This is a genomic window from Acidobacterium sp. FHG110202_01 (assembly GCF_059115305.1).
The window spans coordinates 64,225-89,484 of the sequence record NZ_JBZYWJ010000008.1 but is presented as its reverse complement, the minus strand read 5'-3'; the positions used below and the strand labels follow the sequence as shown (position 1 = coordinate 89,484).

Here is a 25,260-nt window from a genome sequence, read left to right as displayed (position 1 = left end):
CCGTCGAACCTATCGGGTCTTTGCTACGGGAATGGCGTGGGGAGTGAGCTGCCGCGCCAGTACCGGAAGCCCGAAGGCCAGTCCTGTTACGACGCCCGTCGAGAGCAGGTCATTACGATAGAACGGCAGACCTGCAACATAGGCTGACATCAGTCCGCTGAAGGTGTGCGGATACATTCCCGGCAGCACATTCCACGCTACAAAATTACTTGCCAGAAAGAATGAGGTGGACGACAGCACCACGGCCGTCGCGATGCGCCGCGCAGACAGATGGCCGTTCAGCAGCAGATGTCCAAGGATGGCAACTGCGGCGTACCATGCCCAAGTCACCAGGTAATCCTGCACATGGAACGGGTAGTTGTAATACCGGGTGGTCATGAAGTAATCCGTGACCATGAAAGCGGCCAGCGGCAGAACGGCCTGTCCCGGCGAACGGCGTGCGCCAAAGAAAAGCAGCGAACCACCAACGGCAGTGAAATTGAGCCAGTCGTGATGCGAAGCCACGATCACACGGCTCAGAATCGCAAACAGAACGAGAAGATAAGCGGACATCTTCGTACCCTCAGGCAGAACGTTAGAGTCCATATTATTTCATGTTTAAGGCGGCGATCCTAGTAGCAAAAAAGGCGAAGGATAGAGGGTCAAAACGAGTTTTGTTCCTGCTGAAACATTGCCTGAAACGAAACGCTTCCTCTGTCATAGGGCCGTGTGCGGATGAAGCCTTCAGACCGCAGGAGGGCCCCGGTAGCGAGCACGCGATGGGAGCCACTCCGTCATTTTGCGCTGGCTGCGATGAATGCAAGGGCTGATTTTGTTTCGCGCTTTGCCTTGGCCTGCCCAATCAGTTCGAGCGAGTGCTCAGCACCGGGCACGTAGACGGTCTGCAGCGACTTACTTCCATCACCATGGAGGCGGAAGCTCGCGCCGGCGGCTGATTCCGGCGATTGAGCGGCTGCGGGATGCAACGGGAAGAATCTCGGGCTCCCGCTATTCACGTTGCGAATGGAGAGAGCCCAGTCGGAGAGACGGATAAACTGGTAAGTCCCGGCGGGAAATTCCTGGCTTCCCGCGCTGAAGGCAAAGGGAGCTTTTACAGTGATCGCCTGGGCTGTAGCCTTTTGCGACAGCATGCTGCTGAGGACGGCGACTGCGAATACAGAAGCGAGCTTTTTGCGATTCATGGATGCACCTCGATTCCATCTCAGCACCGGGCTTCGAGGCGTGCGATAAAGATTAGTTCAGGTTGGTAAAGTTCTGTAATCCAGCAACGGCAGGTAGATTTCAACGCGCAGGCCCTGCGGGGCAGCATTCTCGGCGCGAATCACGCCGCCGTGAATGCGGACGACGCGGTCAGCAATGGCAAGCCCAAGGCCGGTTCCTCCGGATTCGCGGTCGCGCGCATCGGCTACGCGATAGAAGGGCTGAAAGATATTGGCCAGCTCATTTTCCGGAACGCCGGGTCCGTGATCGCGGATGGAAAGAGAGACGCGCGGTTCGTCATCTGTATCGCGGCGCCTGATCCTGATCTCAACCGGCGCGCCATCCGCCGTATAGCGAACAGCATTGCGAACCACGTTTTCGATGGCGCTCGACAGCAGCTCCTCGTTTCCTTTGATGAAATATTCCTGTCCCGCCTCGAATGTGACTTTACCGTTGCGTTCCTGTGATTCAAAGCTGGCATCGTTCACAATTTTGGTGACGAGCGCGGTCAGGTTTACGGGCTTCATCTCGACCGGCGCAGCCGATGTATCGAGACGGGCAAGGGTAAGGATGCGCTCGATCATCTCGTTCAGTCGGGCCATGTCCTGCTCCATGTGATCGAAGGATGGATCATTGCCTTTTCTCTGGCGGGCAAGATCGAGGGCCACATTCAACCGGGCGAGCGGAGAGCGCAATTCGTGCGAGATGTCGTAGATGAGCTGGCGCTGGCGGGAGAGAAGTCCTTCGATGCGGTCGGCCATGATGTTGAAGTCGCGCACCAGGCCTCCGAGCTCATCACGGCGGTTCTCGATGGCGGGAGCGGCGCGTGTGCTCAGGTTGCCGGAGGCCAACTGCTGTGACGCCTCGCGCAGCTGCAGGATAGGACGGGTGAGATAGCGAGTGAGCAGATAGCAGACAGAACCCGAAACGAGAAGCGCTATGCCCCATCGCAGCAGGATTCCTATTGGCATAGCGCCGAGTGCCGTGCGAGGGCCGGCGGGAAGTTCGGTGGCAAAGATGTATTTGCGGCCGCTGCCGCCTTGAAGCAATATGGCAACGCGGGCGATGCCGTATTTCATGATGAAAATCGGCGGCCTGGGCCTACCTGTATTGTTGAGGTGTGAAAACATGTCGGCAAACGTGTCGCAGCCGGTACCGGCGATCGGAGTTCCGGCAAGATCAAAGAGGCAGGCTTTGAGCTGCGTCTCATTTTCCAGGCGCTCGACATAAGCCGATCCAGCAGAAATACCTCCTCGCTCTACTTCTTCGACTGCAAGCGATCCGGATGAGTGCGCCATTTGGATCAGGCTCGCACGCCAACGCGAAGGAACACTGTGGGGCTCAAGAACAAAAGTGAGGATTAATGCGGTGCCGGTGACAATCACCGTGACCCAGAACCACATGAAGATCTTGAAGAAGAGGCTGCGCATACGTTAACTCGGCGTCGCAATAGACCGCGCCACGAAGAGATAGCCGCTTCCTCTTACTGCCTTGATCCGGTCGCCTGCTGTCGCAGGTCCGAGCTTCTTGCGCACATTACTGACGTGCACATCGATGACGCGATCGAAAGGGCCGAGCTTTCGCCCGAGAACAGTCTCGGTGAGATGTTCGCGTGTTACTACTCGTCCGGCATCGTGCATGAGCGTTTCGAGCAAAGTGAACTCCACGCTGGTCAGCTGCAGAGGAGTTTCGTTGAGCCATGCCTCACGCGCAGCAGGATCGAGGCGGATATCTCCGACAGTAAGCGGATTCGACGTCGCATCGGATCGCTGGGTTCGCCTCAAAATAGCACGCAGCCGGGCGATGAGTTCGCGCGGGTTGAAGGGCTTGGGCAGATAATCGTCGGCGCCGATTTCGAGGCCCAGAATTCGCTCTACATCTTCGCCGCGCGCCGTGAGAATGAGCACCGGTACAGAAGACTGCGCGCGTAAACGGCGCAGGACATCGATGCCGCCCATCCCCGGCAGCATGAGATCGAGGATGACGAGAGCATGCTCGCGGGAAGCGGCGCGCTCCAATCCACGCGGCCCGTCATGCACGGCTTCGATGGCAAAGCCTTCGTTGCTCAGCCGTTCGACGAGGAGCCGGCACAGCTCCACATCATCGTCGACGATCAGGACCCGATCCATGCCTTCGACTTGATGCTAGTTCATCGGCTTGGCGTATGGAGGGGTATTTACACAACTTTACTTTTGCCTTGAAAAAGCAAAAGCCCCGCCAATTTTTCTGGCGGGGCTTGAACAGTGATTGCTGCAGACGCTTACTCTTCGACTACATCCACGAAGGCGCGCAGCTTGCGAGACCGCGACGGGTGGCGCAGCTTGCGCAGCGCCTTGGCTTCGATCTGACGGATCCGCTCGCGCGTAACCTGGAAGCTCTGGCCCACTTCTTCAAGCGTATGCTCGGAGCCGTCTTCGAGGCCGAAGCGCATCTTGATGACGCGCTCTTCGCGCGGCGTGAGCGTGCGCAGCACCTGCGAAGTGTATTCCTTCAGGTTGACGCTGATGACGGCGTCGGAAGGCGATACGGCCTGGCGGTCTTCAATGAAGTCGCCAAGGTGCGAATCTTCTTCTTCGCCGATCGGCGTTTCGAGCGAGATGGGCTCCTGAGCGATCTTAAGGACCTTGCGGACCTTCGCGACAGGGATGTCCATGCGGCGCGCGATCTCTTCCGAGGTAGGCTCACGGCCCAGCTCCTGCACCAGCTGACGCGAGGTGCGGATGAGCTTGTTGATCGTCTCGATCATGTGCACCGGGATGCGGATCGTGCGGGCCTGGTCCGCGATGGCGCGGGTAATGGCCTGGCGGATCCACCACGTTGCATAGGTCGAGAATTTGTAACCGCGACGGTACTCGAATTTGTCGACCGCCTTCATCAGGCCGATGTTGCCTTCCTGAATCAGGTCGAGGAACTGGAGACCGCGATTGGTGTACTTCTTCGCGATCGACACCACGAGACGGAGGTTGGCTTCGATGAGCTCGCGCTTGGCCTGCTCGGCGTCCATGTCGCCCTGGATCATCTCGCGCTGCGTGCGCTTGAGTTCAGCGATCGAGACGCCGGCTTCCTGCTCCAGCTTTTCGAGATCAACCTTGCAGTTCTTCTGCTGGCGGCGGTATTCCTTCCTGAGCTCCTCGCTCTTCGAGGCATCGTACTTCTGGTCGAGCGACTTGATCTGGCGCTCGAGCATGCGCATGGAGTCGACGGTCTTGTTGACCTTGTCGAGCAGCCGCTTGCGCTCCTGGTTGGTGTACTTGAGCTCGCGGATGATGCGGTGGCCGTAGATGCGCTCGCGGGCGATGGACCAGCGCAGCTTGCGCTGCTCCTTGGCCTTGGTCTTCTGGCCGGCAATAGCTTCGAGCTTCTCTTCAAACTGCGCGGCCTTCTTCTGATGCTTGACCAACGTGTCGATCTTCGATACGGTCTGCTTGACGCGCGCCTGCAGCACTTCCTCGGTGATCTCTTCTTCGTCGAAGATCACCACTTCCTTGATGTTGCGCACGCCGCGCTTCAGGTCTTCGCCGAGCGCAACGATTTCGCGGATCACAATGGGCGAGCGCGAAATCGCCTTCATCACCCGCAGCTGTCCGCGCTCGATGCGCTTCGCGATTTCGACTTCGCCTTCGCGCGTCAGCAGCGGCACGGTGCCCATCTCGCGCAGGTACATGCGGACGGGGTCATTGGTTTTTTCAAGGGTGCCCGGAGTCAGGTCGAGCTCAACGTCTTCGCCTTCTTCGCCTTCTTCGTACCGGTCGCCGCCAAACTTGGGGCCGCCCTCATCGAGCAGATCAATCCCCTGCGTCCCGATCGTGGTGATCAGGTCGTCGAGATCGTCTGGTGAATTCAGGTCATTCGGAATCAGGTCGTTGACTTCACCATAGGTGAGATAGCCCTTTTCCTTGCCTGTATCAATCAGTTTCTGGATGTCATCCTCGTACTTGTCTTCCATCGCCAAGCGAGTTTCCCCCTCCGGGAAAAAATTCGGATCTACTGTGCTTGGATCGGACGAGGTGCGGTTGAGGCCATATCAGGCATGTCCCGAGCGATCAGGTCGCAGGGTAAAAGGCGCACGTCCACCAAAGACTTATAGAATACCACGGACAAGACGGCTCAACAGGCCTAATATCATACATTTTCTGAGTCCGCTCTTCTCTGATCCCAATACTTTAGATGTATGAGACTTGCATTTTGTTTCGTGGGGACTGGCCGTCCAGGCACACGTGCCTTCGGCACCCACTCATTCACACCGCAAAGCCGTCATCGGATCGACCGAAGAAGCCCGTCTCGCGGGCAGCAAACATGCCAGCAAGGCAACTGCAAGTAGCAGAAAACAGGCGACTAAGACCAGAAATGGGCTATGGCCGGCATTTTCAAGCCAACGCCCGATGAGCCGGTTCAATCCAAAACTAAGTCCCAAGCCAACTCCGATACCCAAGCCAACGCTCACTCCAGCCGAAGCCAGCACGATTTTTATGACATCGCTCTTTTGCGCGCCCAGAGCCATGCGGATGCCGAATTCATTGGTCCGTTGGACAACCGAGTATGAAACCACGCTATAGAGACCAACGGCTGCCAGAGCAAGCGCCAGGATGGAAAAGGCTGCGAACAAAACTGAAATCAATCGTCCGCGCGCCCATTCTGGCTCTTGCCTGATCCAGCTTTCTAAAAAGGCGTTGTCCCACACACTTACCTGCTGGTCCGGATTTACGGAAGCGACCTGCTTTTTGATGCTGTGCAGGATGGATTGCGGTTCAACGCGGCTGCGGATGAGGATCTGCGTACCCATCCACATAAATGTGCTGTACGGCATATAAACTGCCGGCTGAACAGGTTTGTCCAGACCGTCATTCAGCGCATCCGCAACAACACCGATCACCTGCATCCAGCCATCACTTCCCGGCGCGGCCAATACATAGGGCGACGTGCTTTTCACACCCGGGACCTTTAATGAATGCCCCAGGATGTCACTACTTGGAGAATAGAGCTTCACAAACGACTGATTGACCAGGACCATTTGTGTTGCGTGCGCTATTTCTGTTGAACTCCAGATGCGTCCTTCTACCAGAGGAATACGCAACGTACCGAAATATCCCGAGTCGACAAAGCTAATTTGTACCTTCTGGTCTTCGTTGGATGGCTTTCCTAATATCTCTACAGCCTGATTCCAGCCAGTTTCGGGTGGAGTCCCGCTTGAGGAGATTCCGGTAGAAACAACATCCGGCAATTCAGCAATTTTCTTGCGCAGCTGATCGAAATAATTTACCCGCTCTGTCCATTGGGTAAAGGCATTCTCGTGCACCGCAATGCCGGCTGCCATCACGTTATGCGGATCGTAGCCGAGAGGCTCGCGCATCATGCGCACAAAACCTTCAATGGCCGCGCTGGCCGCAGTGAGCAATAACAGCGTCAGCGCAATTTGTCCGGCGATCAAAAACCTGTGTAGTGCTTTTCCCCATATGCTGCCTGCCACTTTCTGCGTACCCGATTGCATGACCTGATTGATTTCCGGCTTGGCCATCTGCAATGCCGGATACATTCCGAAGAGCACTCCAGTCAGCAATGCCAGTCCTACACTAAAAGCAAGAACCGGAATATTAACGTGGAAATTAGCTTCGTTCGGGAATGAGCTTGCAGGCAGCCATGCCACGATCAGCCCCAGTGTGCGGTAGGACAGAAGCACACCTAATCCCGTGCCAGTAAATGCCAATAGCAGAGATTCAGTAAGCAATTGCCGAACAATGCGAGCGCTACTTGCTCCTACCGCGGAACGTACCGCAAACTCATGCTGGCGGGCTGAGGCGCGCGCGAGCAGCAGAATGGAAACATTGGCGCAACCGATCAGCAACAACATCGCTACTGCTGAAAACAACAGGTAAAACGTGCTGCCCAGGTTACGAATAGTCCCATCTTTCAGCCTTTGGACGTCTACCTTGAAATGTTTTGGGAAGTGAGATGGTGTTTCCTTCGCAAACTGCTCCAGGAGCGGCTGCAATTCGGCGTTTGCCGCAGCGCGCGTAACTCCGGGTCTCAATTTTGCATAAGCGATAAAGCCAATCCCCGCAGACAAGTCATCTGAAAGTTTCAGCGGCAAGTAAACGTCAATTCTTCCGCCATTGCCGCCCCATCCGAAGCGAGGCTGCGTTACGCCGATGATGGTGTATTTCTTGTGGACTAGTTCCAATGTCTGGCCAATGACAGACGAATCCCCATTGAAATGCCGTTGCCAGAATTTGTAATTCAGCATGACAACAGGCTGTGGTTCCTGCCCATAAGGAGAATCAGAAGGGCCAAGATTACGCCCCAGCAAAGGCGCCATTCCCAGCATGGGAAAGGAATCGCCTGTCTGATATGAGGCCGTCACATTCTCGGGAACATCATGCTCGGTAACGGTCAAGTTCCAGATTTGCCTGCCCGATAATTTTTCAATTGCGTGGGTTTTCTCCAGTTCGCGCAATTGAGTGCTGGTGAAGCCAGGCCAGTCGAAATTTCCGGGATCGGTCCTCACCTGAAGAAGCACAATACGGTCAGCATCCGCATATGGATATGGATTCACCAGCACGGCATAGATAATGCTGAAAACTGACACAGTCGCGCCGATTCCGAGCGCAAGCGAAAGAATCGCCGTCAGCGCAAAGCCGGGATGATTGCGTAACTGGCGAAGAGCATAATGGACATCTTGCAGAAGTGTATGCACAGGTGTCTCCTTATATTTATTCGCAATATTTATTCGCACCGCAAAGCCGTCATCGGATCGACGGAGGAAGCCCGTCTCGCGGGCAGCAGACAAGCCAGCAGGGCAACTGCAAGCAGCAGAAAACAAGCCGCTAAGATCAGCATAGGGTTGTGGCTGGCATTCTCAACCCAAAGCCCGATCAGGCGGCTTAGTCCAAAACTGAGGCCTAATCCCGCCACAATACCCAAGCCAACACTTACTCCCGCCGAGGCCAGCACGATTTTCAGCACATCCGCTTTCTGGGCTCCTAGAGCCATACGGATACCGAACTCGTTGGTCCGCTGAACGACCGAATAGGAAACGACGCTATAGAGGCCAACTGCGGCCAGGGCCAGCGCAAGTATGGAAAAAGCGGCAAACAGGATGGAAACCAGCCGGCCTCTCTGCCATACCTGCTGGTTCTTGATCCATGATTCGAGAACTCCGTCGTCCCAAAGCGTGGCTTGCTGGTCAGGGTTCACGGAAATAATCTTCTGTTTGACGCTGTGCAGGACGCTGCGCGGGTCGATCCGGCTGCGCACCAGAATCTGGGTCCACATCCACATGTTCAGTGAATAGGGCAGGTAAATTGCGGGCCTCACCGGCTTGTCCAGGCCGTCATCGAGCACATCGGCAGTCACTCCGATGATCTGCAGCCAGCCGTCACTGCCGGGCGCGCAGAGATGGTTGGGCGGCTCACTCTTGAGTGAGGCGATCTTTACCGAATGCCCGAGGATGTCGCCGTTTGGATAGTAGTGCCTGGCGAAAACCTCATTCACAACCGCCATCGGCGCGCCATGAGCAAGTTCTGTTGCATCCCAAAGCCGCCCTTGCCGGAGTGGAATCTGCAGTGTGCTGAAATAACGCGAGTCTACAAAATTGACACTTGCTTTCTGGTCTTCCGTCGCGGTTTTCCCAAGCACTTCGAAAGGCTGATTCCAGCCGCTGTCGGGAGGAGTTGCATTTGTCGAGATGCCCGTGGAGAGTACATCCGGCAGGGTGGCAATTTTCTCGCGAAGCTGCGTGAAATAGTTCATGCGCTCCGCCCAGGTAGAAAAAGTATTTTCGTGAATTGGAATGCCGACGGACATGACATTGTGCGGACTATAACCGAGATTGACGCGCATCATGCGCACAAAACCCTCGATGGCCGCACCGGCGGCGGTGAGCAGCAGAAGCGTCAAAGCAATCTGCCCGGCAATGAGCGCATTGTGCATATGCTTGCCGCGAACGCTGCCGGCCACTTTCCTCGTGCTCGATTGCATGACCTGGTTGATTTCCGGACGCGCAAACTGCAGCGCGGGAAACATGCCGAACAAGATTCCGGTAAGCAACGCAAGGCCTACGCTGAACAACAGAATCGGCAAGTGCAGGTGGAAATCCGCTTCATTCGGGAACGAATTCTGCGGCAGGCGCGCGATCATGAATTGAAGGCTCAGGTAAGACAGGAGCACTCCGAGTGCGGCGCCGGTAAGAGCAAGCAGCAGAGATTCTGTCAGAAGCTGTCGGACAATGCGGGAACTGCTGGCTCCTACAGCTGAACGCACGGCAAACTCATGCTGGCGGGCAGTTCCGCGCGCCAGCAGAAGAATAGAGACATTTCCGCAGCCGATGGCCAGCAGCAATCCCACTGCGCCAAACAGCACGTAAAGAGTTTTGCCAAGCCGGTGGTTCACCCAATAGTCCAGGTTCTGTATCTGCAGCTTGTATTGCTTGGGAAAGTGATCGGGCGTCTGTTTCGCGAACTCCTGGAAGTAGGTCCGCAATTCGGCCTCAGCTGCGGCCTGCGACATGCCGGGCTTGAGCTTGATCGATGTGCCGTACTGCTCAGTGATTGAGGAAGACATCTTCAGCGGAAGATACACATCCGGCCCCATGAAATCCGCATGAGGCGGCATAATGCCGATCACCGTGTATGTCTTATGCACGAGCTGTATCGTTTTGCCGACGATGGAGCGGTCACCGTTATAGTGGCGCTTCCAGAACTGGTAACCCAGGACAAGGACAGGTTGCGGGTCTTGGCCGTCGGGAGCATCAGACGGGAAAAAGAACCGTCCGGCCATGGGTTGAATGCCGAGCATCTGGAATAGATTGCCGGTGAAATATATGGCCTGAACATCTTCCGGGACATCGCTTCCGGTAATGGTCAGGTTCCAGCCATTGAAGGCCACCACGTGTTCTAGCGATTTGGCCTTGGCCAGCTCACGCGTCTGCGGGCCGTTGAGTCCATAGCCCTGGTCGTTTCCGGATTTATCCAGCAAAGTAATATTAGCGATACGCTGTGCGCCGTCGTACGGCCAGGGATTCATCAACACCGCATAGATAATGCTGAAGACCGAAACCGTAGCGCCAATGCCAAACGCCAGTGAGAGGATCGCTGTCAGCGCAAAACCAGGATGGCTTTGCATCTGGCGAAAGGCATAGCGGATGTCCTGCAACAACGTGGTCATAAATTCCCCTTTCGGGTTCTTATTTCGTGCGCAGCGCCTCCATCGGTTCAACTCGTGCGGCCCTTCGCGCTGGAATGAGGGCTGCAGCAACAGAGATCATTAATACGCCTGCTCCGGCGGCGATCAGACTCCATGGATCATGCGCAGAGAGCTTATAGAGCATCGAGGCCATAAGTTTCGAGGCAAACCATGTCAGCGGCAGTCCCACGGCTAGTCCCACTGCAACCAGTAGGAGACTATCGCGCAGGACCATCCAGAGCACCTGCAAGCGCGGCGCACCCAGGGCCATGCGCACGCCGATTTCGAGCGTGCGGCGGCTTACGCGATAAGAGAGTGTTCCGTAGAGTCCCACAGCTACTAGAAGCGCTGCGAGTCCGCCGAAAAAGACTGCCAGGCGGGCGAAGAGCGCAGGCATGAGATAGGTTTCTTCAAACTGAGCCTGTAACACCTCAGGCTTATCAAGCGGCGCATTGGGATCTATCTCGCGGACGATGCGGCGAATTGCCGGAAGCAATGCAATGGGGTTTCCTGTGGTGCGGACCTCCACATTCTTGTTCCCGATGGAGTCCGACTGCTGGTAGCTGTACCAGGCCATGGGCATCGGATCTTCATCCGTGGAGCTGTACTTATTGTCGCGGACAACGCCAACAATCGTCACCGGATGCTTCGGATCACCAAGCGTATGCCCAAGAGGATTCGTGTTTTTCAGGAAGCGGTCTACCAGGGTCTGGTTCACGACGGCAACACGCTGCGCTGCCTGCGTGTCGGATTCGCGGATATCACGTCCGGCAAGAACAGGAATACCCAATGTATGGAAATAGTCGGGCCCTACTCCATTGCTGCGCAGCCATGTTTTACTGTCCATGTCGAAGGGATACGTGTGGCCATCGAGGATCAATTCATTGTTGTCACTCCAGCCCGAGCCGGGTCGATTGCCGGAAAGTGTTGCGGACTGGACTCCAGGCAACAGTCGAATACGGTTGATGAGCTGGGTGTAGAAAGCGAGGGTCTGCGCATAGTTATGCACGCCGACGGGATGGGCGCCAAAGGCAAGCACGCTGCCGGCCTGCATGCCCAGATCGACATTCTGATAGTTACGCAAGGTGCGCACCAGCAGTCCCGAAGCAAATAACAGCATCACGCAGAGAGCCATCTGAATGGCGATAAGGACTTTCCCTGCAAGCATGCGGCTGCGGCTGGCAGTGGCCTGCATGCCGGAAGAGCGCAGCACGAGCGTAATGGGGGCGTTGGCAGCCGCGCGCAACGGAGCAAGTCCAAAGACTGCTGCGGCCAGAACAGAGATACACAGTGTAAAGGCAAGCACCCTGGTATCAGGGGCGAGGCTCACTTCGAGTCGTGACCAAAGGGCGAGCAAGCGCGTGGCCTCGACAGCAAAGAACCAGCCGAGCAACGCTCCTGCTGTAACAAGGATCGCGCTCTCCGCCAGCAACTGGCGGAAGAGCGGCATACGACTCGCTCCCAGAGCAAGACGGAGAGAAAACTCGCGCTCACGCACGGAATTGCGTGCAACGAGCAGCATGATGATATTGACGCAGGCAATGACAAGCACCAGTGTGACCATGCCCATCAACACACGCAGAGGCGCTTCGTAGTCTCTGTTGGCTGTGCCCAGTCCTTTTGCCGGAGCGAGTTCCAGTTCCAGTTTTTCACTGCCAGGCTTTACGTCTTTTCCGATGGTTTCATATGCGGCATGAGCAAAAACCGGATTGATATGCGCCAGGGCCTGTTGCCGAGAAACGCCGGGCTTGAGACGCGCCATCAGCATCAGGTTCCACCAGTTGGGGTTGCCGTACAGTGTGCGATCTGGCGTACCCCAGGCGGGAGTTTCAGGACGATTCTGCAAAGGCACCCAGATATCTGTTGCCATACCACCAGATTCCACTCCGTAAAAATGCTGAGCGGCGACTCCAGTGATGGTGAAGGGTGCGCCATTGATGTAAAGTGTCTTGCCAATGACCTGAGGATCGCGGTTGAAGCGGCGGTTCCAATACCCGTAGCTAAGGACTGCAACCGGCGAGTGCCTGTCCTCATCTTCGGACGCAAAGGCCTGTCCGGCGGACATGTTTACGCCTAATGCATTAAAGAAGTTCCCGCTGACTTCGTCGGCTGCTACTTCTTCAGGCGAATCGCCATAGCGGATTGCAGTCTTCGTGGAGGAGAGCGGGACATAAGCGATTACGTCCGCAAAAACAGCCCGGTCTTCGCGCAGCCGGTTGTAGACATTGATGCCGTAGGTTAACTGAGTATCTCCTGTATCACCAACGTTAGGAGGGTTATGCTGATGCGTCAGATAGAAGAGCTGCTGCGGATCGCGGACAGGCAAAGTCCGCAGAAGTACGGCGTTCATTACGCTGAAAATGGCGGTGTTGGCTCCGACCCCAAGTGCCAAAGTGATAACTACAGTCAGGGCAAAGCCGGGATGGTTCCGCATCTGACGCAGGGCGTAGTGGACGTCCTGCAGAAGGGTGTGCACAGAGCGCCTCCAGGGAAAAAGCACTTCGATTGACCCTCAGGAGTGGCAATTTTCAGCCCACTTTAAACCTCTGTTAAGTGCCTGATTGGAAAGACAGAGATGAGGACGAAAGGTAACTACTTGTGTCCATTCGCGAACTTGGGCGTTCGTAAATGGACACGGATGAGACTTACTTCAGGTCGTGACGCATGATGGGGCGTGCCGGGATGCGGCGGACGACTGTCCTGAATCCGGCACGGGTGAAGGTGGAGACATAACCCGTTCCGGTGGCACTGGGGGAGACGGCTGCGTCGAAGGGATAGGCTTCGAGCGCTGGCGCTTTGGCCCGTCTGGCTATCTTCAATGCTTCTTGAATCAAGGACGAGGTCACACCTCGCCTGCGGTAGCCCTTGCGCACGTAGAGACAGGAGAGCGACCAGACGGGGAGATCGTCAATGCGCTTCAGTCGCCATTCTCGATCGAGCCAGGGCACGGCGTAGCGCGGCGTCAGCTGGCACCAGCCTACGGGCAGGTCTCCGTCGAAGGCGAGCAGGCCGGGCGGCGGACCCTTTTCCACCACTTCACGAAACGCTGTCTTGTTTTCCTCGCGCGGCCTCTTGCGGTAGGCTGCGCCGATCCGCCAGTACATGCACCAGCAGCCATTGCATGCGCCTCTTTCGCCAAAAAGGTCTTCGAGCGCAGGCCACAGGTCGGGCGTGAGCGGGCGGATAACTAGCTTCATGGCCTCTGGATGCATTCAGGGAGCATTTTCAAACTACCCCAGGTTAGCTCCGCGAACCTGGGGCACCTGGCATCCAGCTTAAATGTAGCGACAACGGGAGCGGACCGTAAACCACGAACCCAGCCAAGCTAAGAATGGCGCGCTTTAGCGCGCGTCCGCCAGGGAGCCTGCCCTGAGTGGAGCCGAAGGGGCCAGCACCCACTTGATGTTGCAGCCTATGCTTGGCTTCTGGATGGGGTGAACAGGTTGACCGGCAAGGAGGGCATCCATGGCGCTGCGCAGGTCTTTGCCGGTGACCGGGAATTCGCTGCCCGGGCGGCTGTCATCGAACTGGCCGCGGTAGGCGAGCTTCAGACCTTTATCGAAAAGGAAGAAGTCGGGCGTGCAGGTAGCGTCGTAGGCGTGGGCTACGTCCTGCGATTCGTCGTGGAGATAGGGGAAGACGAATCCCAGCTCACGGGCCTGCTCGGCAAGGCTCTCCGGAGCGTCATCGGGATAATTCGCCGCGTCGTTGCTGCTGATGGCGACTATGCCGATGCCTTTACCCCGATAATCGCGACCCAGTTGCGCGAGCGCCTTTTCCAGATGTTTGACGAAAGGACAATGGCGGCAGATGAACATGACCAGCAGCCCGTTAGGACCGGCTGCGGACTTGAGGTCAACGGTTTTGCCGCTCACTACATCGGGGAGTGAGAATTCGGGAGCGGCGGTTTCAAGTGCGAGCATAGCGGATTCCGTGCGGGCCATTGGAGATCTCCTTATGAAATTAAGATTCAGCTTCGCTTAAAAGAGCAATGAATTTTGTTTCCGCGGAAGCGGCAGACCGAAGTGCTCGTACGCCAGCCGGGTGGCGACGCGGCCGCGCGGCGTGCGTTCAAGAAAGCCGATCTGGATCAGGAAGGGCTCGTAGACCTCTTCAAGCGCGTCTTCTTCTTCGGCAAGTGTCGCGGCAAGGGTGCCCAGTCCTACGGGACCGCCATCGTATTTCTCAATGATGGTCATCATCAGCCGGCGGTCGAGCTCATCAAAGCCGTGCGCGTCTACTTCGAGCAGCTTCAGAGCCTGCTCGGCTGTGGTGCGGTCGATGATGCCCGATCCGCGTACCTGGGCGAAGTCGCGCACGCGCCGCAGCAGGCGGTTGGCAATGCGCGGCGTTCCGCGCGAGCGCATGGCGATCTCCGCCGCGCCGTCCTGGTCGATGGGAACATTCAATACTTCAGCGGAACGCTCGACGACGAAGCGCAGTTCGTCGTCAGTGTAGAACTCAAGCCGCAAGAGGATGCCGAAACGCGAGCGCAGTGGTGATGACAGCAGGCCGGGACGCGTGGTCGCTGCTACGAAGGTGAAGGGCTTGATGTCCATGACGTGCGTGCGCGCCGCCGGGCCCTGCCCGATGATGATGTCGAGCTTGTAATCTTCAAGCGCGGTGTAGAGCTTTTCCTCAAGCACTGGCTGCAGGCGGTGAATCTCGTCGAGAAACAGCACCTGGCGCTCGCGCAGATTAGTAAGGATAGCAGTGAGGTCGCCCTGAATCTGCAGCGCCGGGCCGGAAGTCTGCTGGAATCCGACATCGAGCTCGTTGGCGATGATCGAAGCGAGCGTCGTTTTGCCGAGACCCGGGGGTCCGAAGAGCAGGACATGATCGAGCGCTTCGCCGCGGCTCTTCGCGGCTTCAAGCGCGATGGCGAGCTGCTCCTTGGCTTTTGACTGGCCGATGAATTCCACGAGCCGCCGGGGGCGCAGCTTCAGCTCGAAGGAGTTTTCGTCCTCGGCGCGCGCCGCGCTTACCAGCCGTTCGGGATCATCTTTGGCAGCCATCACTCGGAGTGTAGCAGTTTGAGCACAGGCGAAGCGCCGCTGTGTCAGTGCCACAGCAAAGGCAGCGCGGCGATCGACAAGGCAATCTGCGCGGCCACAATTCCGCCCGTGATCCAGAGGAAGATCTTCCGATAGCCGGACTCGATCACATCGGCGAACACTCCACCGATAAAGGTGAGCAGAAAGGGCAGCGCCCAGAGCCACGTTTCAGTCGGCACGCTCTTTGTGATCAGCACCAGCAGCAGCGCGGCCACGATCAGCGGTGTGGTATTGCCGAAGTAGCGCGAACGGCGGAAGATCAGGTACAGCCCAGCGGCTCCAATAGCAGCAATGGTGATGCCCGCATTCTGCAATGGCACAAACAGGTCGCGGGACTGCGTCAGCGAAAACCATATCTTGCCTGCTTCGCTGCGGAAGACATAGCTGAATGCATCCGGCCGAAAAGCATATGAGGCAAAGAGCAGGAATAATGCGCCGAGGACCCAGACAATCAAGAGCGTTGGCAGATAGGCGCGGCGATCTTCGGCTACATAAGCCATGAATGCAAGCGCCAGCACCAGCGCGAGCATGAATGCCGAGATGTGCGCGGCAGCCGTAAATCCAAACGCAAGCGTGAGCAGACCAATGCGCGGACGCCACTTGCGTCTTGGCCCCTGCATGGCGTGCGCGACGCCAATGGCGAGATAGACGCTCGAAAATACTCCGAAGGCGGCGAGGATTTCGTTATTCGGATAAGTGCAGGCATGGATGACGGGCGGGGCAAAACAGTAAAGAGTAGCCGCAATGTATCCGCCGGTATTGCCGTAGAGGCGCCGTGTCACCCACCAGAGGCACGCGCCGAGCGCGAGTCCTACTGCAATAAACGGAAGCCGGATGAGCACTTTGATGTAGCCCACCTCATGGCGCATCTCCCATGTGGAGGTCGAGGACTCCTGCCCGGCAAGAATGCGCTGGATGGTCAGCGGCAGTCCGGCGGCGCGATAGGCCAGCGTGCCGTCATGGATATTGCCACAGGTGGTGAAGTATCCGGCAAGCGGTGACGGCTTCTCCCACATCTCGCGGCCACAGCGCGCGAAGTCGTAATCGGTGTCGGTGAGGATCTGGTGGCGCACTACCCAGAGGCACTGTGCCAGCAGGAGGGCCAGCAGCACTGCGGCGATTTGTTGCGGGCGATTAAAGCGGAATTTGCGCAGGCTGTGGCTGGTGGCTGGTGGCATCGTTTCGCTGGATTCTGCACCCAGTGTACCGAACCCCTGCCGGAATCTTTGCAAACCCATGAATCCAAGGGACTAAGCCCGCATTGCCGAGGCATAACTAATTTAGTATCATAGAGATAGATTCATTTCATCCGGCTCGCCCCGGTTCTTCCGGACTTCGTTCGCCGTGTGAAAGTTTCGTGAACGTATCTATGGCAGACGAACAGAACCCCCAGCTCCCTCTCGGCGGTGACAATGGCGATGGTGCCATTGGTCCCGGCGCAGCCAACCTTATCCCGATCAACGTTGAAGAAGAGATGCGGCGCTCGTATCTCGACTATTCGATGTCGGTCATCATCGGCCGTGCTCTGCCGGACGTGCGCGACGGCTTCAAGCCTGTGCATCGCCGCATTCTCTACACCATGCACGAGATGGGCCTGCAGCATAACAAGAAGTACACCAAGTGCGCCAAGGTTGTTGGGCAGGCAATGGGCCAGTACCATCCGCACGGCGACTCGGCCATCTACGACGCGCTGGTGCGTCTCGCGCAGCCCTTCAGCATGCGCTATCCGCTGGTGGATGGGCAGGGGAACTTCGGATCGGTAGACGGCGACCCTCCAGCGGCCATGCGTTACACCGAGTGCCGCATGATGCGTGTTGCCGGCGAGCTGCTGGCCGACATTGATCAGGAGACGGTCGACTTCAGCCCGAACTACGACGAATCGACCTACGAGCCTTCAGTTCTGCCTGCGCGCATTCCGAACCTCATCATCAATGGCGCAAACGGCATCGCCGTTGGCATGGCGACCAACATTCCGCCGCACAACCTGACAGAGGTGATCAACGCCGCCATTGAGATGGTGAACAATCCGCAGGCCGGGCTGGCTGAGGTCCTGAAGCATGTGCAGGGGCCTGATTTCCCAACCGGCGGCTTCCTCTACGGACGCGGCGGCATCGCGAATGCATACAAGACAGGCCGCGGACGCTTCCTGATGCGCGCCAAATGCGCGACGGAAAATCTGAACCAGGGCCGCCAGTCGATCATCGTCAGCGAGATTCCCTACCAGGTCAACAAGAACACGCTCATCAAGCGCATCGCCGAGCTGGTGAACGACAAAGTCATCGACGATATCTCCGATGTGCGCGACGAGAGCGACCGCGACGGCATGCGCATCGTCATCGAGCTGAAACGCGGTGCCGAAGCACAGATCGTGCTCAACCAGCTCTACAAGCACACGCAGATGCAGGAGAGCTTCTCGATGATTTTCCTGGCCGTGGTCAATGGCCAGCCGCGCGAGCTTGCGCTGCCTGACGCAATCCGCCACTTCATCGACCACCGCGTCGATGTGGTGCGGCGCCGCACCGCGTTCCTGTTGCGGAAGGCACGCGAACGCGAGCACATTCTGATCGGCTACCAGATTGCGCTCGATCATCTGGACAATGTCATCAGGATCATCCGCGGATCGAACTCCCGCGCCGATGCCCGCGAGAACTTGTTCCAGTTCTTCTCCGGCAAGACAATCACTGTGCGCGATCAGGCCTTGAAAGGCGTCACGCTCGATCCGGCAAAGTATGCCATCGATCCGGCAACGCTCATTACGCCGACGCTCACGCTGAGCTACCGGCAGATTGACGCGATCCTCGAACTGCAGCTCTATCGCCTCACCCAGCTCTCGATCGATGAGTTGCTCAAGGAACTGGCCGAGGTGCGCGAGCGCATTGCCGAGTACGAATCGATTCTTGCTTCAGAAAAGAAGCTGCGCTCGGTCATCGTGAAGGAGCTTGAGCAAATCCGCAAGGACTACGGCGATGAGCGGCGCACGGAGATCATTGATGAGACTGCGGAGCTGCAGCTCGAAGACCTGATCGCCGATGAGCAGGTTGCGGTGACGGTTTCGCACCAGCAGTATCTCAAGCGGACGCCGATCTCGACCTATCGCCAACAGCGGCGCGGCGGCCAGGGCCGCACGGGCATGAAGACGCGCGAGGAAGATTTCGTCTCTCAGCTCATCATCGAGTCAACGCACGCCTATCTGCTCTGCTTCACCAACACAGGACGCGTCTACTGGCTCAAGGTTTATGAGATCCCCGATGTAGGTGCAGCAGGCAAAGGCAAATCCATGCAGAGTCTGCTCAACCTGCAGCCGGGAGAGACCGTCCGCACTATTCTTGGCGTGCGCGATCTTGAAGAAGAGGGCAAGTACATCTTCTTCACCACGCGCAGCGGCACAGTAAAGAAGACGCCGCTCAAGGACTTCTCAAATGTAATGGCGCGTGGCATTATCGCCATCGGACTCGATGAAGACGATGAGCTGGTCGGCGTCCGCATCACCGACGGCAAGCAGGTTGTTTTCATTGCGACGCATGATGGCATGGCCATCCGCTTCGATGAAGAAGATGTGCGTTCGATGGGTCGTCCGGCGCGCGGTGTGCGCGGCATCGACCTCGGCAAGAACGATTACGTTGTCGGCATCGCTGTCACTCCGAAGGAACGCAAGATGGAGAACGGCGCGGCATGCGCATGCCTCATCCTGAGCGTGACGCAAAACGGCTTTGGCAAGCGTACGGATGTCGATGAGTACCGTCTGCAGACGCGCGGCGGCAAGGGCGTCATCAACGTCAAGACCACGGCGCGCAACGGCAAGGTCTCCTCGATCCAGCTGGTGGATGAAACCTGCGAGCTGATGGTTATCAGCCAGTACGGCAAAATCATCCGCATCGATACAAACACCATCCGCGCTGCAGGCCGCTCGACGCAGGGCGTCAAGCTGCTGAACCTCGAAGAAGATGACAAGGTGGCCGCGGCTGTCGTCATTCCGCCGGAAGAAGCGAAGCAGGAACTAGAGAACGGTACTCTGCTGCAGTAGGTAAATTTCAATTGATCGACAGGGCATCGGAGACGATGCCCTTTTCTTTTTAGTGCTGTCATCCTGACCCTGAACGTAGTGAAGGGGAAGGATCTGCTTTTCGCTTCGCCCGGCACAATACCAGCAATTCTGCCTGTCAATGAGAATACGGATAATCAAAATAAAAGCAGGTCCTTCGCTCCGCTCAGGATGACAGCTAGGTGGTTTGAAAACTTTTGTTTAAAAAGAAGGGCATGCAGTTTCGCACGCCCAGGAGGTTTGGGTTAAAAACTCTGGGCGCGGACCATTGCGAGCCCTGTAGAGGGGCTGTGCTCCGCAAGTTGTTTGGCCCGCTTGCCTTGATAAACACTGACCACAACGCCGCGCTCGTGCTCGCTGATTTCGCGCAGCACGTAATCCGTCGGATAGCGATTGAAGGTCAGCGAAGATACTTTTGCCGCGGCGGGATTGTTCTCAGTCGTCAGAACATGGAACAGTGCATTCGTCTTGTGGTCGGGAGTGGTGATCTTCCAGAAATGGTCGTAATCGACCGAGTACACCAGGTAGTACCCCGCAGGCAGGCGTGTATTTTCAATGCTAAAAGCGAAGGGTATGTTGACAGACATCAGAGGCCGGTCATCCATCTGAGCATGCAGCCAACCAGCGGACAGCAATACTGCCGCAGCAGCAAACAGTGTGCAAAGGGCTTTCATCGGAATCCTCCTCGGACTTGCCTTAAAAGCATCCTTGCGCAACCCGGAAAATTGCGCGATCTACTTTGGGCCAACGGCTATGAGCGGCTGGCAAAGCGTATTCCCCGTATGATTTTTCATGCAGTTGAAACAGCTCTTTTGCCTCATTCCTCGTATAGGCGTGAAATGTTTTATAGTGCGTAGCGTAGAAATGCGGGCGAACACTCACTTCCGGGACGTGTTCGAAGTGACGTCGGTTTATGGGCTCATCCTCGCAGTGATCTGGACACCGATGCCGCTGCAGCGCGTTCTCTTCTGGACTGTCTTTGTCTGGATCATTCTTTCCACGATTCTGCGCGGCGAAAATTTTCACGCCATGGGTATGTCTCTTAGCGGCCTGTGGCGCTCCTCATGGATTGTGCTGGCCGCTTTCGCGTTTTCAGTGGTTGCGATGTTCGTTGCCGCCCGGGTCGGTACACTGCATCATCTCTTCGGCAGAAGCGCGCCTCTCGGCATGCGCATCGGCGGATACACCATCTGGGCCTTTCTGCAGGAGTTCATCCTGCTGGTGTACATACTTATGCGCCTGCTGCGTGTGCTTGCCAGCCGCACGGCCGCAATTCTCATTGCCGCATCGCTCTTCGCCGTCGCGCATATCCCGAACCCTGTTCTGACCGCGCTGACATTGCTCTGGGGAGTCATTGCCTGCTCGCTCTACCTGCGGTACCGCAACCTGTTTGCTCTCACCATTGCGCATGCCATTCTCGGGCTCTGTGTCGCTGTTACTGTGCCGGATGCAGTGCATCACCACATGCGCGTGGGCATTGGTTATCTCACCTACAGGCCGAACACGCATATGTGGGCCGTGCATGCGCGCCGCTCACCGCAGTAGCGCGCCCCATATCGTGTCAATCGACGCGTGCGTGATCGCTGAAGTTGCCACTCTTCTTTCCGAGCGCCATGCGCGTCCGTAGAAGACGCCGGCAATCGCCGCCAGCAGTACATAGCGCCAGTTGAAGTAGACAGCGCGCTTGTTGAAGTGCGAAAGTCCAAACAGGATTGCTGTGATGAGGAGCGAGGCCGTCCTGCCCATGCGCCGCTCGAAGAGATTCTGCATCCATCCGCGAAAGAAGATTTCTTCCGGCAGCGCAATCAGCGCGTAAGTGAAGATCCACACTGCGGGGATCATCCATGGCCGGTCTACATGCGTGTGCAAGTGCAGGAAGCCGATGGCCAGTCCGAGAATGATCGCAATGGGCGTATAGAAAAGGAACTCACGCAGGCCGGTCTTCCAGTCCGACAGCTTCCAGCGCAGATCAAAGCCAATGCCATTCAATTTCCGGACAATGTGGAAGCCGTACAGGCCCGCATCGAGCAGCAGCACCTTGTTCATTGCTACCAATGAATGTGGCCATGCAGGCTCAAACCAGCGCAGATCGACTGCAAGCCCCAATGAGAAGAGCACGATGTAATCGAGCAGGTGCCCTTTCTGTTCCGGATCGAACCTGACAGCAAGCGTCAGGAGCAGGCTCACTGCGACAGGAAGAAGTAGATACACTAGCAGCCACTGGATTCGAAACAGATGCAGCGGAACAGTGACGAGCAAATAAGGAACAGAGCACGCTGCAGGAAGCAGAAACCGTATTACCTGTGGTAGACGCAGCACTGCTGCGACAAGGCGCCCTTCAGCAAAGCCAAAGGCGGCGAGCGGAGCCAGCGCCAGTATCGCCGCAATGACTGTCCAGGGGGAGATAGAACTCACGGATTCATGCTACAGGAGCAGGCAAAATTATCTTTGCCCGCCCCGCAGCTTAAAACGTCCGTGTGTAACTGGCGATGATCGTGTAGTCAGCAAACGCGGCGTCGCCATGCGTATGGTTCGCGTAGTCAGAGACGCTGGTCTTGCGGTTGCGCTCCATCGCCCACGGGCCGCTCACGTTGAACAGGTTGCGTCCGCGCGCATACATCAATCCAGGCTCGAAGGAGATGACATATCCCGGACGGCGAAAGCCATTGCTGCTGCCGAAGGCATCGCGTACCGGAACACCTTCCATGCGTCCGCCCGCGCTCAGCGCGAGACCGCGAATCTTCGGCACCCCATGCGAGAAGCCGCCGCGCCACAGATATTGATCTGTCGCGGAGACCACCTGCTCGCCAGGCTGAGAACGATACGTGAGTACACCGGTCGTGTCCTGTGGACTGAAGAGCCACGAGCCGGTGAAGTATCCCGTGGTATGGAAATAGAATTCGCGATACGCCTGCGTTCCCAGAGCAAAGCCCCATGTTCCGTCCCCGGGCTGGATGGATTCATCAAAGGGGCGCGTCTGTTTCTGGCCGTTCGCAAGAATCGTCGTGCCCTTGGCATCGTTGATGCCGGTGGGGAGTTTCAACTGCATGGAAAGGGCGATGTTGCCGTGGCTCTCTGTTGGCGGACGCCACACCCATGCCTGCGCTCCCACGAGCATGTCGCCGATGCCGCCCGAACGGTAGACATTCACATTACCCTGCTGATGGCGCGTCGCCGTCATCCCGGGGATGTCGGCAATGATGCTCCAGCGCGGCGTGACCTGGTAGTTCAGCGAGAGATCGTACAGATCAACGTGGTTCTGCACCTCGTTGTGCAGCACCGCACGCTGCACCTGGTAAACCGTGCCGATGTAATGCTTATACGAGCTATAGGTACGGAAGCCCACTGTGACGGAAAGCCCGCGCAGCAGGCCGCTCATGCTCTGCTGGCTGGTCGGGTCGAGTCCTGAGATGACGGGCTGCTGTGAGTGTGCGGCCACGCAGCCCTGCGCCGATGCCTTTGTTTGCGTGAAGAATGTAACAGTGATAGCGACAAATATCTGCAGCCCTGACTTCCAGGCGATTTTCATGAGTCTGCTCCGTGCAACTGGCCTGTGAAAAGACTTGTTGCACGGTAGCAGCCCGGGGATATATCAGTCTTGCGCCTGTAGGTAGAAATCCATCTCCATCTTTCGGCGGATGTATTTACTGCATGCGTGCGGCGATCAGGGCTCCGCTTCTGTTGCGGCGGCGCGGCACTGTCCTGGGCTTTGCTTCGGGAACATATGCCTTGTAGACAGTGATATGGAAGCAGGATTGATAGAACTCTTCCTCCACATCAATCTTGCCTGCCGTCTGCAAAGGCAGCAGGTAGGCGCGCATCCAGGCAATTTCTGAAACCGAAAGCCCTTTCTTGGCGATGTCGATGGTCGCTCCCGTCAGATGCGGCGAAGCAATATCGCCATCTGCCGGAGCAGCATTTCCATTCACCTCGATCAGGCGGCGCTGGTATTCCACCGTCCGCACAGCGGAATTGACCTGCAGCGGGCGGCGGAAGCGCGCATAGTGCACGCGAGAAAGATCACTTAAAAAGCGCGATGTCCACGGGCGGCAATAGCGGCGATTCACCGGAAGGTCAGGGTTCACGCGCAGCGACATGCTCACCGGCACAGTCACCAGCCCGCCCTGGCGGCGAAGTTCGTTCAGCTGATCGTCGTCTTCAATGCGCTCAAGACCATCGGCTTCGCTGCGCTCATTCTGCCGGATCAGCGATGCGCGCGATCCTTTGAGCGGCGGCAGAAGAACCAGCTTCGCCTGCTTCAGCGGAACTTCAGGGATGGTGGTCGAAGGCGAATCGTCTCTTGCTTCGAGAACGGCATGGCGCAGACGGGCCTTGCGTCCATGTTGAACCTGCTTATGGACGGTAACAGCATGCGCGCGACGATGCGATTTCTTCGTCGCGGCAAAGGCAGAAGTCCCAGCGCCCGTGACCAGCACGGCGGCAAGGAAAAGCGAAATACAACGCATGAGCGGGACCGCGGAGGGTACCAGGAGCTTTTTCAGCCTATCGAACCCCAGCCAAAGCGGGAAGTATTGAGCTTGGTTCCGGCCGCATATCACCGATTTTCATCGCCATAAGCGCGATAGAGCGATAGAATCCCGCCATTGGAAAAATCCAGAGCATTAAGCGAGGGGGCTTATGCCAGATGCAATTCCAGAAACAGCAGCTGCTCCATTGACGGAAGGGCAGCGTATTGTCGATACCTTCGTGGCTCCATCCAAGACGTTTACTGACATTCTGCGGAAAGCGTCGTGGTGGGGGCCGTTCCTCATTCTCGTTGTGATGTCGATTTTGTTCTGCTACGCCGTGCAGTCAAAAGTCGGGTGGGACAAAGTCTATGACAACATCCTGCACCAGACCCCGAAGGCCGAAGAGCGTTTTGCGCAGATGCAGCCGGAGCAGGCGGCTTCCGCAAAAGCCATTGCTGCCAAAATCACGGCGATCTCGTCCTATTGCACGCCGGTCATCCTGCTCATCTTTACCGCGATCTATGCGCTTCTGGCCTGGGCAACAGTGAACTTCGGCTTTGGCGGAACATCCAAATACGGCCAGGTGTATGCGGTTTACATGTATGCGAACCTGGTGCTCAACATTAAATACCTGCTCGCCGTAATTTCGCTCTTTGCTGGAGTTGCGCCCGAGTCCTTCCTGATTTCGAATCCGGCAGGCACAAATATCGGCTATTACCTGAGCACAGATGCGCCGCGCTGGCTCTACGCACTCACTACACATATTGATATTTTCGAAATCTGGTCGCTCGTCCTGAGTGTGATCGGCATCGCCATTGTCGCCAGGGTCAAGCGCGGCAGCGCTGCGATCGTCGTTTTCGGCTGGTGGCTGCTGACGGTCCTCATCCTTACTGGAGTAGCCGCGGGACAGAGCTGATCTCTTCGCGAACTGCCTTCAAAAGCGAGGGCAGTTCGCGAAATACGATATACTAAAGTCACGCTCGATTCCGAGTGGGTTTTTGTAGCACGTAATGCGTTTTAAGCACTGCCTGCCCTACACCTTACCCGTTTTCAGCGCTATCTCAATACAAAGGAATACCCCCAAAATGGAACAGGGTACAGTGAAGTGGTTTAACGACGCCAAGGGTTTTGGCTTTATTACGCGCGACAGCAATAACGAAGACATCTTCGTACATTTCTCCGCGATCGCCTCGCAGGGCTTCCGCAGCCTGCAGGAAGGCCAGCGCGTGCAGTTCAACGTGGTGAAGGGCGCCAAGGGCTTCCAGGCCGAGAACGTTCAGGCCGCCTAAGACAGAAGCGCCCTTCATCGGGCGCTTTT

Annotated in this window: 20 protein-coding genes; 4 read left to right on the top strand and 16 right to left on the bottom strand. The window is 57.1% G+C overall.

Features of this window, described 5'->3' with window-relative positions; genetic code table 11:
• Positions 1-9 precede the first annotated feature (9 nt).
• The 12 genes from AC5S16_RS17140 to AC5S16_RS17085 form a co-directional block, all read right to left on the bottom strand.
• Positions 10-585, bottom strand: coding sequence for a DUF6580 family putative transport protein (locus tag AC5S16_RS17140; protein ID WP_493931322.1), 576 nt, complete (start codon positions 583-585; stop codon positions 10-12).
• A 188-nt stretch (positions 586-773) separates the two neighbouring features.
• Positions 774-1,181 (bottom strand): hypothetical protein, encoded by a 408-nt coding sequence (locus AC5S16_RS17135; protein WP_493931321.1) that lies wholly within the window; start codon positions 1,179-1,181, stop codon positions 774-776.
• A gap of 57 nt (positions 1,182-1,238) precedes the next feature.
• Positions 1,239-2,630: an ATP-binding protein gene (locus AC5S16_RS17130; RefSeq protein WP_493931320.1), complete on the bottom strand. Its 1,392-nt coding sequence runs from the start codon at positions 2,628-2,630 to the stop codon at positions 1,239-1,241.
• A 3-nt stretch (positions 2,631-2,633) separates the two neighbouring features.
• A complete protein-coding gene (locus AC5S16_RS17125) occupies positions 2,634-3,329 on the bottom strand; it encodes a response regulator (RefSeq protein ID WP_493931319.1) in 696 nt (231 codons plus the stop codon).
• A gap of 131 nt (positions 3,330-3,460) precedes the next feature.
• Positions 3,461-5,152 (bottom strand): RNA polymerase sigma factor RpoD, encoded by a 1,692-nt coding sequence (gene rpoD / locus AC5S16_RS17120; protein ID WP_493931318.1) that lies wholly within the window; start codon positions 5,150-5,152, stop codon positions 3,461-3,463.
• 282 nt (positions 5,153-5,434) lie between these two features.
• Positions 5,435-7,891, bottom strand: a complete 2,457-nt coding sequence (locus AC5S16_RS17115; RefSeq protein ID WP_493931317.1) for an ABC transporter permease — start codon at positions 7,889-7,891, stop codon at positions 5,435-5,437.
• A gap of 29 nt (positions 7,892-7,920) precedes the next feature.
• Positions 7,921-10,359, bottom strand: a complete 2,439-nt coding sequence (locus tag AC5S16_RS17110; RefSeq protein ID WP_493931316.1) for an ABC transporter permease — start codon at positions 10,357-10,359, stop codon at positions 7,921-7,923.
• Between the two features lie 19 nt (positions 10,360-10,378).
• Positions 10,379-12,853 (bottom strand): ABC transporter permease, encoded by a 2,475-nt coding sequence (locus AC5S16_RS17105; RefSeq protein WP_493931315.1) that lies wholly within the window; start codon positions 12,851-12,853, stop codon positions 10,379-10,381.
• 169 nt (positions 12,854-13,022) lie between these two features.
• The gene (locus AC5S16_RS17100; RefSeq protein ID WP_493931314.1) at positions 13,023-13,574 is read right to left on the bottom strand and encodes a GNAT family N-acetyltransferase; all 552 of its coding nucleotides are present in this window, start codon (positions 13,572-13,574) and stop codon (positions 13,023-13,025) included.
• A gap of 144 nt (positions 13,575-13,718) precedes the next feature.
• Positions 13,719-14,321 (bottom strand): thioredoxin family protein, encoded by a 603-nt coding sequence (locus tag AC5S16_RS17095; protein ID WP_493931313.1) that lies wholly within the window; start codon positions 14,319-14,321, stop codon positions 13,719-13,721.
• Positions 14,322-14,357: 36 nt separating this feature from the next.
• Positions 14,358-15,392, bottom strand: coding sequence for a Holliday junction branch migration DNA helicase RuvB (gene ruvB / locus AC5S16_RS17090; RefSeq protein ID WP_493931312.1), 1,035 nt, complete (start codon positions 15,390-15,392; stop codon positions 14,358-14,360).
• 44 nt (positions 15,393-15,436) lie between these two features.
• Positions 15,437-16,609 carry a glycosyltransferase family protein gene (locus tag AC5S16_RS17085; RefSeq protein WP_493931311.1) on the bottom strand — a complete coding sequence of 391 codons (1,173 nt, stop codon included), beginning with the start codon at positions 16,607-16,609 and terminating at the stop codon, positions 15,437-15,439.
• Positions 16,610-16,800: 191 nt separating this feature from the next.
• Between AC5S16_RS17085 and gyrA the strand changes: the two genes are divergently transcribed.
• The gene (gene gyrA, locus AC5S16_RS17080) at positions 16,801-19,455 is read left to right on the top strand and encodes a DNA gyrase subunit A (RefSeq protein WP_493931310.1); all 2,655 of its coding nucleotides are present in this window, start codon (positions 16,801-16,803) and stop codon (positions 19,453-19,455) included.
• A gap of 263 nt (positions 19,456-19,718) precedes the next feature.
• On the opposite strand, the gene AC5S16_RS17075 is transcribed toward gyrA, so the two are convergent.
• Positions 19,719-20,147, bottom strand: coding sequence for a hypothetical protein (locus AC5S16_RS17075; protein WP_493931309.1), 429 nt, complete (start codon positions 20,145-20,147; stop codon positions 19,719-19,721).
• Between the two features lie 190 nt (positions 20,148-20,337).
• On the opposite strand from AC5S16_RS17075, the gene AC5S16_RS17070 reads away from it, so the two are divergent.
• A complete protein-coding gene (locus AC5S16_RS17070; protein ID WP_493931308.1) occupies positions 20,338-21,018 on the top strand; it encodes a CPBP family intramembrane glutamic endopeptidase in 681 nt (226 codons plus the stop codon).
• Here the strand turns inward: AC5S16_RS17070 and AC5S16_RS17065 are convergent.
• From AC5S16_RS17065 to AC5S16_RS17055, 3 genes are all read right to left on the bottom strand, one after another.
• Entirely contained in the window at positions 21,007-21,888 is an 882-nt protein-coding gene (locus AC5S16_RS17065) for a CPBP family glutamic-type intramembrane protease (RefSeq protein ID WP_493931307.1), read from the bottom strand. The genes AC5S16_RS17070 and AC5S16_RS17065 overlap by 12 nt on opposite strands.
• Before the next feature lie 49 nt (positions 21,889-21,937).
• Positions 21,938-23,002 (bottom strand): hypothetical protein, encoded by a 1,065-nt coding sequence (locus AC5S16_RS17060; protein ID WP_493931306.1) that lies wholly within the window; start codon positions 23,000-23,002, stop codon positions 21,938-21,940.
• A 115-nt stretch (positions 23,003-23,117) separates the two neighbouring features.
• Positions 23,118-23,939, bottom strand: coding sequence for a DUF5715 family protein (locus AC5S16_RS17055; RefSeq protein ID WP_493931305.1), 822 nt, complete (start codon positions 23,937-23,939; stop codon positions 23,118-23,120).
• Positions 23,940-24,111: 172 nt separating this feature from the next.
• On the opposite strand from AC5S16_RS17055, the gene AC5S16_RS17050 reads away from it, so the two are divergent.
• The gene (locus AC5S16_RS17050) at positions 24,112-24,858 is read left to right on the top strand and encodes a YIP1 family protein (RefSeq protein ID WP_493931304.1); all 747 of its coding nucleotides are present in this window, start codon (positions 24,112-24,114) and stop codon (positions 24,856-24,858) included.
• Positions 24,859-25,027: 169 nt separating this feature from the next.
• The gene (locus AC5S16_RS17045) at positions 25,028-25,231 is read left to right on the top strand and encodes a cold-shock protein (RefSeq protein ID WP_493931303.1); all 204 of its coding nucleotides are present in this window, start codon (positions 25,028-25,030) and stop codon (positions 25,229-25,231) included.
• Positions 25,232-25,260: the final 29 nt, after the last annotated feature.

Excerpts from the sequence above, each read along its gene's own strand:
- AC5S16_RS17140 (WP_493931322.1), bottom strand. The coding sequence starts at position 585 with ATGGACTCTAACGTTCTGCCTGAGGGTACGAAGATGTCCGCTTATCTT.
- AC5S16_RS17135 (WP_493931321.1), bottom strand. The coding sequence starts at position 1,181 with ATGAATCGCAAAAAGCTCGCTTCTGTATTCGCAGTCGCCGTCCTCAGC.
- AC5S16_RS17130 (WP_493931320.1), bottom strand. The coding sequence starts at position 2,630 with ATGCGCAGCCTCTTCTTCAAGATCTTCATGTGGTTCTGGGTCACGGTG.
- AC5S16_RS17125 (WP_493931319.1), bottom strand. The coding sequence starts at position 3,329 with ATGGATCGGGTCCTGATCGTCGACGATGATGTGGAGCTGTGCCGGCTC.
- AC5S16_RS17110 (WP_493931316.1), bottom strand. The coding sequence starts at position 10,359 with ATGACCACGTTGTTGCAGGACATCCGCTATGCCTTTCGCCAGATGCAA.
- AC5S16_RS17100 (WP_493931314.1), bottom strand. The coding sequence starts at position 13,574 with ATGAAGCTAGTTATCCGCCCGCTCACGCCCGACCTGTGGCCTGCGCTC.
- AC5S16_RS17095 (WP_493931313.1), bottom strand. The coding sequence starts at position 14,321 with ATGGCCCGCACGGAATCCGCTATGCTCGCACTTGAAACCGCCGCTCCC.
- ruvB (WP_493931312.1), bottom strand. The coding sequence starts at position 15,392 with ATGGCTGCCAAAGATGATCCCGAACGGCTGGTAAGCGCGGCGCGCGCC.
- AC5S16_RS17085 (WP_493931311.1), bottom strand. The coding sequence starts at position 16,609 with ATGCCACCAGCCACCAGCCACAGCCTGCGCAAATTCCGCTTTAATCGC.
- gyrA (WP_493931310.1), top strand. The coding sequence starts at position 16,801 with ATGGCAGACGAACAGAACCCCCAGCTCCCTCTCGGCGGTGACAATGGC.
- AC5S16_RS17075 (WP_493931309.1), bottom strand. The coding sequence starts at position 20,147 with ATGAAAGCCCTTTGCACACTGTTTGCTGCTGCGGCAGTATTGCTGTCC.
- AC5S16_RS17070 (WP_493931308.1), top strand. The coding sequence starts at position 20,338 with ATGCGGGCGAACACTCACTTCCGGGACGTGTTCGAAGTGACGTCGGTT.
- AC5S16_RS17060 (WP_493931306.1), bottom strand. The coding sequence starts at position 23,002 with ATGAAAATCGCCTGGAAGTCAGGGCTGCAGATATTTGTCGCTATCACT.
- AC5S16_RS17055 (WP_493931305.1), bottom strand. The coding sequence starts at position 23,939 with ATGCGTTGTATTTCGCTTTTCCTTGCCGCCGTGCTGGTCACGGGCGCT.
- AC5S16_RS17050 (WP_493931304.1), top strand. The coding sequence starts at position 24,112 with ATGCCAGATGCAATTCCAGAAACAGCAGCTGCTCCATTGACGGAAGGG.
- AC5S16_RS17045 (WP_493931303.1), top strand. The coding sequence starts at position 25,028 with ATGGAACAGGGTACAGTGAAGTGGTTTAACGACGCCAAGGGTTTTGGC.